7 protein-coding genes and 1 pseudogene are annotated in these 11720 nt (G+C 49.1%); 5 read left to right on the top strand and 3 right to left on the bottom strand.

Annotated elements, in window-relative coordinates:
* Positions 1-297: 297 nt before the first annotated feature.
* Positions 298-1053 carry a GntR family transcriptional regulator gene (locus RG807_RS15360; RefSeq protein WP_309045677.1) on the bottom strand — a complete coding sequence of 252 codons (756 nt, stop codon included), beginning with the start codon at positions 1051-1053 and terminating at the stop codon, positions 298-300.
* Positions 1054-1355: 302 nt separating this feature from the next.
* On the opposite strand from RG807_RS15360, the gene RG807_RS17815 reads away from it, so the two are divergent.
* Positions 1356-1688 (top strand): transposase, encoded by a 333-nt coding sequence (locus RG807_RS17815; RefSeq protein WP_435404683.1) that lies wholly within the window; start codon positions 1356-1358, stop codon positions 1686-1688.
* A 220-nt stretch (positions 1689-1908) separates the two neighbouring features.
* Positions 1909-2235 (top strand): annotated as a pseudogene (locus RG807_RS17820) (integrase core domain-containing protein); the annotation flags it as partial.
* A gap of 115 nt (positions 2236-2350) precedes the next feature.
* Here RG807_RS17820 and RG807_RS15370 read toward each other — a convergent pair.
* Positions 2351-4048, bottom strand: a complete 1698-nt coding sequence (locus tag RG807_RS15370; RefSeq protein ID WP_309045678.1) for a hypothetical protein — start codon at positions 4046-4048, stop codon at positions 2351-2353.
* Positions 4049-4381: 333 nt separating this feature from the next.
* Positions 4382-5710: a PucR family transcriptional regulator gene (locus tag RG807_RS15375; RefSeq protein WP_309045679.1), complete on the bottom strand. Its 1329-nt coding sequence runs from the start codon at positions 5708-5710 to the stop codon at positions 4382-4384.
* Positions 5711-6093: 383 nt separating this feature from the next.
* Here RG807_RS15375 and RG807_RS15380 point away from each other — a divergent pair, with 383 nt between their 5' ends.
* The 3 genes from RG807_RS15380 (at position 6094) to RG807_RS15390 (ending at position 11681) form a co-directional block, all read left to right on the top strand.
* Positions 6094-8670, top strand: coding sequence for a hypothetical protein (locus RG807_RS15380; protein ID WP_309045680.1), 2577 nt, complete (start codon positions 6094-6096; stop codon positions 8668-8670).
* Positions 8671-9606: 936 nt separating this feature from the next.
* Entirely contained in the window at positions 9607-10482 is an 876-nt protein-coding gene (locus RG807_RS15385; protein WP_309045681.1) for a GlxA family transcriptional regulator, read from the top strand.
* Between the two features lie 212 nt (positions 10483-10694).
* Complete coding sequence (locus tag RG807_RS15390; protein ID WP_309045682.1) at positions 10695-11681, top strand: TRAP transporter substrate-binding protein; 987 nt, start codon at positions 10695-10697, stop codon at positions 11679-11681.
* The last annotated feature ends 39 nt before the right edge of the window (positions 11682-11720 follow it).

Here is an 11720-nt window from a genome sequence, read left to right on the forward strand (position 1 = left end):
ATGCAGCTTGGTCAACTTCTATATGTCAGGACGGCATTGCTGTGACACACAACTACGCAGACACATAGGGTTTCGGCACTGATAGTGCCGACCGGTCAATTTAAGGGTGTTTACAGAACTTACAGTTCAAAGATCTGAGCGCAGGCGATCGATAACTTTCCTGCTGCGACCAAGGAATCAGCGTGGCTCGACCGTACGCGCAAAAAAGGTACGAATTTATTGGCTTACGGAAGTGGGGCCAGCCCGAACCGCTTGAAGATCAATTCCAATCACGAAGAACCAGAGCTGGCCAAGCTTTCAACTGTAAGCATCCTGGAGAGTTCTTTCAGTAGAAAATTTATATTCCGCACCTAAGTAGCATGCCACACGATATTCTAAAGGGGTCTCATTAAAGTAAATTACAGAAGTGACCATTAAAATTGGGGTGCCTTCTTTTACTTTAAGAGAGCGTGACAAATTTTCATCTGAAACAGTGGCCTCTAATGTTTGCTTAATCCGGTTCGGCCTATTTCCTTCTATTTCTTTATATAAATCAATAGTAGAGAACGCTTGTTTTCTTTTCTCGAACTCTTTAGCTTTTTCAGAAACTTTAAATCCAAGTGATAAAGGAAAATAACTTTCGTATTGCACTATTGGATTGCCATCACCCTCTCCTATTAGAGTCAATTTCAAAACCGACTCTTCAGCTGATAGGTTTAATAGCCCACCAATTAAAAAACCTGCAAAAATAGAATCTACTCTCCCTACTTTTGTAGATCCTTTAACTCCTTTTTCAGTAAGGGTTTTATTGAAACTTACCATTTTAGATAGAGTCTGATCGTACTTTATTTTTTGAGCAAAGCTTCCAGCCCCTTTCACTGTCTTAATTAAGCCATCGGACTCCAGCATACTAATAGAGCGTCTAACCGTGATCCTACTAACATTATATTTTTCACAAAGCTCTTTTTCCGATGGGATTTTCTCACCTTCTTCCCAAGTCCTACTTTCTATATTTTTTTTAATCTCTTTGTATAGCTTTTTGTATAGTGGCAGCGCTGATTTATCAAGAGTCATAATTAAGTATCAACTCAATGTTTAATATTGATTTTAATTTTTCACCAACACAAATAACAGAAAACAAACTTTTAAAAAACAACTGGTCACCATCTCCACAAATGACATAAAACTCATTAAAACCACTTAGAGTCGCATTTATTTCGATCTTAAAACCTACACTATCATATTATTATATCAGCTTTCTATAAGCTGTTAATTAGTTTAATGGGTGGCGCGTTCCTTACCACCATCAGACATCGACTACCGTTCCCTTGGTAGGCAAGTCGCTGCGCTCGCACACAGCCATTATGTAGTGGTCGATGACTCCGGTCACCAACGTAGGCGGAAATATCGCCACCATAAATGAGGTGTCTGATGACCAGAAAGCGACGTTCTTTTCTCCTGAATTCAAACAGAAAACAGCTAGCTTGCTGCTGGATCGAGGTTACACAATTCCGCGGGCGAGTGTGCCCTTGGAGATTGGTGAAAGCGCTATTCGACGCTGGGTTAACCAACTGTCAGAGAAGCGTGACGGTGTCACACTGAATGGCAAAGAATTCACCCCGGAGAGGTACCGCATTCATGAACTGGAAGCCCGCTACAAACCCCTTGAGCAGGAGAAAGACATACAAAATAGGCTACCGCTCTCTTGATGTCAGACGAGATGGATCGTACGGGCTGACAGATCAGTTAACTGAGCAAATGCCAACTAAAATGATCTGTAATGCGTTTTATGTCAATCGCTCCAGTTACTACGAATACCGCCAACGACGGAACCGCGTGGATGCTGAGAGTCTGGACCTGAAGAGTCAGGTGAGCCATCTGTCCACTAATAAGCCGGCAGCCGGACAATCAAAGGCTTGCTCAGTGAGGCAGGGGGGTTGTCGTCGGCCGGAGAGAGTTATATTCCACTCGGAATAAGAAAGCCAGCATGCCAGCCGCAAAGGACGTCAGCGACTTTGGCGCTATCGAATGACTCAAAGCATGAGTCACTGCGGCAACTGTTGGGATAACGCGCCAATGGAGAGGCTGTTCCGAAGCCTGAAAACTGAGGAGATACCAGCCCTGGGATATCAAAAATTACCCGAGGCCAAGAAAGATGTTGGTGGCTATCTGACGGGCTACTGCAATTGGCAACGACCTCATACATTCAACAACGGCATTTCGAGGAAGTGCCTTAAAATACCGCCGGGGGATTAGTTGACCACTACACTAAACCACCCGACAACGAATTGCTGGGCGGCTTAGTATCGTTATATCCCGAGGCCCCAAGTTTTAGGTCGCGCCTCGTATAAAAGTCTATTCGCTAAGCTTCCTAAAGCGGCGCATCTTCTGACTTGTAATCTGGCTGCCAACAGGTGCGGCCCCCTTGCTCCCTCAAATCACGCCATTCTTTGTAAGGCCCTGCAATTTCCTCACTTGTATGGCTATTGAGAGTCATGACAGAATCTCCTATTGCAAGCACCAAGTCACGCATCAGCGAAAAATCGACCGCATCCGCTCCGTAATTAGGGGCCCATAGAGACCATGGCCCCGCAATCAGCCCCATAGTGGGAACTAGGTATGCGTGAGTGATGGAGCCCATGCCGCCGAAGTTGCAGCGCATTGGAGTATGATTCCCAGGCCCACCAAAGCCGCTGAGAATTGACATCCCAGCCACTTCTCGGTCCAGAAGCGCACCGATTGCCGTATCGGTCATTAGTGGATGGTCCTCAGGTGCGAACCAAACGGTTGGTTCCGCTTTGCCAGTGAAATATAGCTCGCGTCCAGGTTTACCATTAGCTCTCGGTTTCGCAAGAATTTCCTTGGTGCCAAGGTGCTCAATCGCAAACGTAAAAGCGACCGACCCTTCGTCAAATTCCCGATTAAGCTCTCTCCCGTACCGTATAGTCCCATCCTGTGAATCGTGCAAGTGCGCTGAGTTGAAAGCAAACTCAAGCGTACGAGGGCGACATTTGGCTGGCTGACGAGCAAAATAGTCGGCAAGCGCTAACATTGCTGCGATGCCATTATCCTGAACCCAAGTATTTCCGTCAGTGTTGGTGAAAAGCACTATCCGCTCATCACTCTGCCCTGGCAACGTAGCAATAAGGTTGCGAGTCATTGCCGCATCGCGCTCTGCCAACACTGCCACTGTAGCGTCATGCCCCGCGGCTATAGCATCCATAAGCTCCGCTCGCTCATCAATTCCAACAAAAATTGCCGGCAGGCGGAAATGAATACCTAAATGAGGATCAAAGTAGCCAGACACTTGTTCCCGTGGAACGTCAAAAGCGAAAATGACTGCCCCTGCACCTACTTTCCCAGCAGCAATCAGGTCCGAATGAATCTGTAACGCCCCCAAAAAAGGCCGCTCATACAATAACGGGAGCCGGGCATACATGTCTGGGGCCATATAACTTGCACTAGCCATTAGGTGGGAAAATGGGGGCGCTGATGCTGGATCATTAGCCGCGGTTGGAAAGTCTCGCAAGATAACCTTGCCTGCATGTGCTGCAGTAATCGCTTGATTTCGAGGTAAATAAATCAATTCACCTGTACTGCCTTGCTCACCTGTTCCAAGAGCGTAGGGCACAGCCCCGACTACCGGTATTAATTGGCCTTCTATTTCCAGCTTACCAGCCAACTCAAGGCTACGGCCAAGACCGCTTGGGTCAGCGGGAGTTGGTTGCCAGCGCTGTATCTCAAACTCATCCGACCGGATTTCAAAACCACCAATTCTACCTATCTCAGACTCAATCCAATCAATCGCACTCTCATGCGCTTCGCTTGCAGTTGAACGGAGATCCCCATACTGAACCACTTGCGCCATTAGGGCTTTAAGCTGCCCTTCGTCAGCGAATTTTGACTCGTCAATGATTACATCACATGCCACTTCTTCAGGGGCCTCTTCAATGTTTTCCTTAGAATTATTGTTCGAACTACTTCCATTGCAACCAACCAAAAAAAATAGGCTTAAAAAGCCAATCCCTAAAAATCTCACTCGGTCCTTTTTGTTATTTCTAAATCTCATTATCCATCCCTCTTTATTTATATTTGTTATCTACATCTCGCTCAAGGCATGCATTTTTCAATAAAATAACCCTAGCCTATCAGCGCAATAAGTCGTAACAGCACCAATACCCTTTAGAGCAACATTCAACTTCGAGAGTAGCAGCCGGGAACAAAGGGGCAATTGATAAAACAACAGGAGATGTTGTGCACAATCACAACGAGCTACGGAAAAATTTTATTAGGTAGCGCCATTAAGAAAATGACTATGGCTCGCGAAAAAACTAAAGATACGCATGCACCCATTCGAGCTAGAGGCCAGAGCGCGGTCAGGCGACCAACATAGCTATAGGCCTCAGCCTCGGTCGCGCAGCCGAAATGCAACAAAAAGTCGGGCAAGCCATGACAAGTCAGATAGGTTTGCACCCAGTTTCTGTTCGATTTTTTGGAGGCGATAGTTGAGAGTATTTGGGTGGATATTCAGTGTTGCTGCAGCTTTTTTTCGTGTCAAACCGGGCGTTGAAAGCCATGTTTTTAACGTCACCACCAGAATAGGCTCGTCCGCTAGAACGCCAAGTAGTTCATCAAAGTATCCAACGCAGGCACGGTGGCAAACTACTGCATCCTGAAGAATTACGTCCGTAAACTTAAAGACCCGAACGTCGTCGCTTCCAGTTTTGCGACACCCCCACTCTAATGCACTTAAGGCCTGCTCAGCACTAGCGTGCCACCCTAAAGCTTCACTCCGGAATAGTCCTAGACCGATAGAGCGAATCTTTGTCGACAGAACTCGAGTTAGGCGGCAACACTCTATCGCCAGAGCCTGCTCTTCCAGTACCGGTTTTGTGCCCACCGATATAGGAACCCACAATATAAGGCGGCCCTCGCGATAAGTGTGCGGCGCCTCTTGTCCGAGGTGAAGGTGTTCCGAAACTTTCTGCTGCAGCTCTTCTATCTGCCGCTCAAAAGCACCCCTGTCAGCTACGCTACTTGGCTCTATCACAAGTGCTGCACGGCGGCCGTTGGGGTCAATCTGCAATTCATTTGTTAATGTTTGAAAACGCTTGGTGTCATCCGGGCTATCGAGAATAAGAGCGCAAAGTTCTTGGTGCCTGCGATCACGCCACTGAAGGTTTCGATGGGCTTCACTTATATAGCTAGAGCTAAGTGCCTGGCCTAGATGGTCAGTATGCTGGAGCAGGTAAGGGGAGACCTTCATCAACATCTCGGCGAGTATTCTTTCATCATCAGCGAGGAGAAGCAGAATCTGCTGCCAAGCAACAGTCGCGCCCACACGAAACGAGTGCAGCAGGTCCGTGAGTGGCACTCCTTGGTGGTACCGGCGGCACGCGAAAGCTGACACCGGGGCGAGATCCTCTTCCGTTGGTGCACGCTCGTCGAGCAGGGTACGGTGCCAAACCTCCAAATTGATTCGCGTCATGGAGCGCACCTCATCTATGAGGCCTGGATCTGTAATCGCACCATATGCAGGCACTTCCTCGCGGATCGCACAAATCATGGCATCGATATGAATATCAATGTCAATCGCCATCTTTTCGAATAACAGACGTAGTGGCTTAGATATACGAGGTGGGGTCTTTGCTGATGTAATATTAGCCCCAACAGTGACACCGATATTTTTTTGTTTTTGCACTGGAATCCCCGATGCGGTCACTTCACGCATGATAGACACAGAAGCTGTGGGAGAGCAAGCAGGGGCAGAGTATGGGGGTTATGGAGCAAATTGAGGCCGCGTAGCTAAATAACTTCAACAGGTGAAAATCTACTCAGGGGGAGATTGTGAGCATCCACAACATTCACTGTCATTTTATCAGTTGCCCCAGCGCGCCCCCCTGCTAGGCTCAGTTTGGACACGCTCTAGATGTAAGTAGCCTTAAATAGTGGTTCTTGGCTCTTTTCGTGTCCAACGTTAAACATTGATCGCATTCCTTCAGTGCTCTCAGCGCATTCGCAATTACAGCACACACTGAACTAGTGGCTGTCCCGAATAAATCTCGCAGGAAGCACGATAACAACAACGACAAGTTCTAAAAGGAGTTTTCGGTGATGATCAATAATATCTTCCAGAAAACAAAGGGCATTGTACGGATCCTCATTTTATTTATAGCATCGATTGTCTTAGTCGCTTGCAGGGGCAGCGATTCAGATCTCAACTCGGAGGGCGCTCCTCAGAATGCCTGGCCTACGACGGCCCTTCCCTCAACTGCGGCAACAACCGTGGACCAATCTGAGTTCCTACCCAGCAGTTTAATGCGCGAGTGGCACAGGTCTCTAGACAAAGTGGGGCTACGTGCAGAAGCCTCACTTGGACAGGCCGCTTACATCGACGTACTGCATGAGCGGCTACGCCAAGCCGGAGTGAAAGACATTCAGTTCGAAGAGGTGGAGATGTTGCGTTGGACGGCTAAAACTTGGAGTCTGTCGACTCAAACAGCGCAAGGCGATTTTGGGTTGATTGACACCGCTGCTTTTATACCGCAATCAGGCAGTACGCCTGAGGCTGGGATCACCGCAGAGCTCGCCTATCTCACACCACAACAATTCCAAAGTATCGTGACTGCCTCAAACCCTGTAGCGGTCCTCATGTCGCTTGCTCCGAACCTAGCTGGGAAAATTGTACTGGTCGACTTCCCAAGCATTCAAATGACAGCTGACTCCTTTCTTAACAAAGCAGTCAGTGTCTACGATCCATCGGGCACAGTTAAACCTGATGACCCCTACGAGCGAACATATCTAGGGATAGGACCTTTTTTAGAACTAATGGATGGACTGGAGCTAATAGGAGTTCGCGGGATTGTAGCTACTTACGATCAAGCACATAGTTCGCAGTTCGCAAAGCTCTTCATTCCGAATGATGACCATGTCCGTGGGATGCCTGGCGTGTATGTTGATGCTATAGCGGGACAACAATTACGAGATCTCGCTGAAAGTGATGGCTCGGTGACCCTGACTCTTGACGCAATAGTCGAGACCATAAACACAAGAAATCTCATCGGTACCATTCCTGGAGCTAGTGATGAGCTTGTCGTTATCAGTAGCCATACAGGGGGCACCAATGGTGCTGAGGGCAATGGCCCCAATGCCATCGTCGATATCGCACAATACCTGACACGACTACCTCAGGAAGAGCTAGAGCGCAGCATTACGATCGTGTTGTCTAGTGGACATTTCGCTGGCAGCAAGGGCATACAGGGATATCTTCGCCAACATAAAAGAGATGGCCTTCTTGATCGTATTGCAGCCGTTATAACTCTGGAGCATCTTGGGCTTAAAGAGTGGCTACCAGACGGCCAAGGGCAGTTTTTTGCAACAGGAAAGCATGAGCCAGGCACAATGTTTATGCCTCAAAATGCAGTGCTACAAGACCTTTCACAAAACTGGGCACAAAATGCGGATGCCTCACCCACGTATTTCATGCCTCCCGCCAACCCCCGCGATGCGACTTGGCCGTATATGGGGCAGTATTTATGGGGAACCAGTAACATTCCGGTAATTAACTACATTACACGGCCTGCATATTTACTGAACTGGGGCATCGATACTATCGAGTTTGTCGACTTCGATTTAATGCATAGACAGACAGTCGCTTTTACTCAATTAGCTCTCGATCTCACTCGCGTTCCATTAGCACATCTCCCGCAACGAAAGAGCAGCCTAGCGCAATCTACGCAGCCGGCTCACGGCCCAGGAGGTAGCGATTACAAGAGCATTGACGTTCGAGTGAGCGAGGGAGGCAGTGGCTCTGACGCATGGTATGTATTTGAGCCAGTCGAGCCCATGCCTGTCAGCGCACCTTTAGTGATAATGCTGCATGGCTATTTCGAGTTCGCGGGTTATCAGTCACTACGAGAGTTTATTTGGCACACTGTTCGCCAAGGGAACGTCGTCATCTATCCTCGCTGGCAAACTGCATCTGCAGTCCCATGCCAAGGGCCACTCTATATTGAGCCTTGCATGGCATCTGCTGTAACTGGCATTAAGGACGCAATTGCATTCCTTCAGGCCGACTCAAGCCGTGTTTGGCCAGATTTAGATAGAACGAGCTATTTCGGTTTTTCTTTTGGCGGGATTCTCACTTCTAATATCGCCAACAGATGGGATTCGTTAGGTCTTCCCAAGCCACTGTCGATTTTTCTAGACGATCCACACGATGGGGGGTTTGCTGGGCCCGGAGAGCCAGCCCTCGATAACAGCCTAGCAGGCATCCCTACTACAACTTTGTTCCAGTGCCATTCCAGCCAGACTGGCGTGATCGCAGCAAACCCAGCAAATAGTTGTAATGCCATATTTCCCTTGCTTAATCACATTCCTATAGAGAACAAGGACCTTGTACTGATCTATACCGATACTCACGGCAACCCTGAACTCGGATCTGGCCACGGCGTGTGCAAGGCTGAACCCGGCGCGGCTGATGCATATGACTATAATTTTTGCTGGAAAGTATTCGACGCTCTGCGTAGCTGTGCGTATGGGAATGTCGATTGTGAATACGCATTAGGAGACACAAAGGAGCATCGCTTCAATGGCTCCTGGGAGGATGGCAAAGAGATTATGCCTTTGAAGATCCAGGACGCTGCACCAATTGATGCTTCTCCTATAAGCAAGGAAGCTGGTGGTAGCTAGAAGCATGCTCCATTGGGCTTGATTAGCCATAGAATTGAAGTCAGAGATGCCCCCTTGCTCAGCGGAGGGGTGTTGATTCATGCCAGGGACGGCCTGGACGCGCAGCATCGTATAGAGCTCCAAAGTCCTAAACGATTGGTTTTCCGCCGCCTTATCACAGCTGCAGGGCTGTTTTACGATATGCCAGACTGGACTTAGCAGGCGCTGAAATGCCATTTAGCTTGAAGACGATAGTACCGCTAGTTGTGCCGGCCGACTCCGTATAGCCCTCCATGGCCTCAGTAACCAAAGGTCATATTCGGGCACCCCGAAATTCTCACTCTGTGCCCAAAATCCAAGTTGTTATGTGGGCTTAACCGTTTTCAGTAGGGCGAGCACATTTCGACCAAACCCTTTCCCAGCAACGACTTACACCGATTTAAGTCGGTGCCGGCCAGTTGAAACCGTCTAATGGGGTGCCCTCCGAAGGGGGTCACAGGTTCAAATCCTGTCGGGCGCGCCATATTTTTCAAGGCCTTACGTGAAAGCGTAGGGCCTTTTTATTTGGCTGTGTCCAAATGGTGCCTTAATTACACCCGCAACTTATTCCGCTTTCTCTCGCCACTAAGTACCTAGCCTTTGATTCTACCTATGGACCTCATGTTTAACAGAAGTGAATGTCCGGCGTAATTCAAGCAGCCGATTCGACCTCAATGAGGGCAGGCGCTATTCTCGACAAGATCTACGACGCTAGAAGCTCAACTGAACATGTGCAAGCGCAGGTGCAAACAAAGCCGTACCATGCGGTAACGCTATTTTCGCTAAAGAGACTTTATGGTGTCTAACACCCCACCGCTAAGAGTTGGCTTCATTCTGCTGCCTCGCTTCACACTCAACGCCTTCGCTGGCTTCGTAGACTCCCTACGTCTTGCAGCGGATCAGGGCGGACGGAGCCGAATGATTCATTGCAGCTGGGAAATCATGGGAGCAAAGGCTGTAACCTCAAGCTGTGGGATTGAGGTTCTTCCGAAAGTTCCGTACCAAGATCCTGCCAGCTTCACCCATATCGCTATTTGTGGTGGCAATAGCTACCTAGACCCAGAGGAAGACAGGGATTTAAGCCTGTATTTAAAAAGCGCCAGTCGCATGGGGGTCAAATTAGTTGGAGTTTGCACTGGCACCTTCGCCATCGCCCGCGCCGAACTGCTGAAAGGGGAGCGCGTCTGTGTTCACTGGAATGTGATCAACGAATTTCGTCAGCAGTTTCCCCATATCGAAGCTACACCTGACCGTATCTTCCTGCAGTCCGCGCGCGTCATTACCTGCGCAGGCTCCTCCGGCGCAACGGATATGGCCCTACATTTAATTCGCCAATTCTGTGGTTCAGAAAAAGCACAGCAAGCTATTCGGCATATGATTCTCACCGGTGTCCGAATGTCCAATTCACCTCAAACTCATTTTTTTGAGGCCCTCCATGAAATCCGCGACGAACGCGTGCGCGTAGCGGTACTAACCATGGAGCAGTCCCTTAACAGCAAACTCAGTATTGAAAGCCTGGCGGCGCATCTCAACATAGGGCCCCGCCAATTGAACCGTCTCTTTCTTCGAGAGATGAATATGACGGCCATGCGCTATTTCCGGATAATGCGGCTGCGCTATGCTGACTGGCTGCTGCGCCATACTAATAGCTCTATCGCCGAAATTGCTGCAGATTGCGGTTTCTCCGACGCAGCTCACTTGTCACGCGATTTCACCGCCCACTACGCAAAAAATCCCAGCCATGCAAGGCATACGGATGCGATCAAACTGCCCTCTAGTGCGCTGGCTGATTGACTCGCGTATCCACTACCAACTTCTCCTCTTAATTAACTGCACCGCATCGCTAACAAGCAGTGCTTAAAGGCAGCCAAACACCCGAAAATGTCCTGAATATTCAAAATGGTGTCCTAAATATTCTATCCCCGCCATGCACGGACACCCTATATTGGCGTCCTAGCACAATAGAACCGACACCAATCCTCTAAAAACAAACCGGAGTGTCTCTAATGAAGCGTCACACGTCATTAAAAGTTCTTGTCACTGCAGTTATTGGATTCTCATTGCCTGTCGCATCATCAGCGGCAGATATAGAGTTGCGCGCAGCCACAGTAGGCACCCCTGGTGGCATTCAGGTAACGGGGCTAAACGCGCTATCTGACCACGTAACCGAGGCTACCGATGGCAGCGTTAATATCAAACTGTTTCCTTCCGGCGCGCTGGGGGGCCAGGTTGCCAATATTGAGTCGCTTGATTCGCACACCTTGGACATTGTTGCCATTGAAACGGCCATCACGACAATTAACAGTGATCTAGGAATCCTCTCCCTGCCCTATCTATTTCGTGATCGCGATCACGTGAATGGTGCGCTCAAGGGCGAAGCTGGTGAAGAAATCCGTCAATTGCTTCTCAATGATGGTTACCGAGTTCTGGGCTTCTACGAGGGCGGTTTTCGGCACATCACCAACAATCGTAAACCGATCGTCGTCCCCAAAGACCTGGACGGGTTGCGCATTCGAACCCCAGCCAGCCGCCAGCGCGTGAAGATGCTCAATGCATGGGGGGGCAACGCCTCACCACTTCCCTACCCCGAGCTCTATTCCGCACTTCAAACTGGCGTGTTCGACGGCCAGGAAAACCCTCTCGTCGAAGTGAGAGCCAGTCGTTTCTACGAAGTTCAGGAGTACCTCTCTCTTACCGGCCACGTCTACACCACCGGCTTTCTGCTTATGAACGAGACCCGCTTTCAGGCACTGCCTGAGCAGCTACAACAGGCGCTGCTGGAGGGTGGCAAAAAAGCATTCGAATCAACTGTGGCTTTTGGCACAGAGGCTGATGAACAGATCGTTTCGCTGGTCGAAGAGAGTGGCGTAAAAGTAAACCAGGTCGACACAGCTGCATTCGTAGAAGCATCACAGCCATTGTGGAGCGTTTTCACCGAGAAAATGTCCAGCAAAGCTCGAGATCTTGTTAAGCGGATCGCCGAAATTCCGTGACCTAAGCCATTAATGGCAGGTTGTCCAAATTAGGTTCCC

Source organism: Marinobacter sediminicola, assembly GCF_031157525.1.
In the GTDB taxonomy this organism is placed as follows: domain Bacteria; phylum Pseudomonadota; class Gammaproteobacteria; order Pseudomonadales; family Oleiphilaceae; genus Marinobacter; species Marinobacter sediminicola.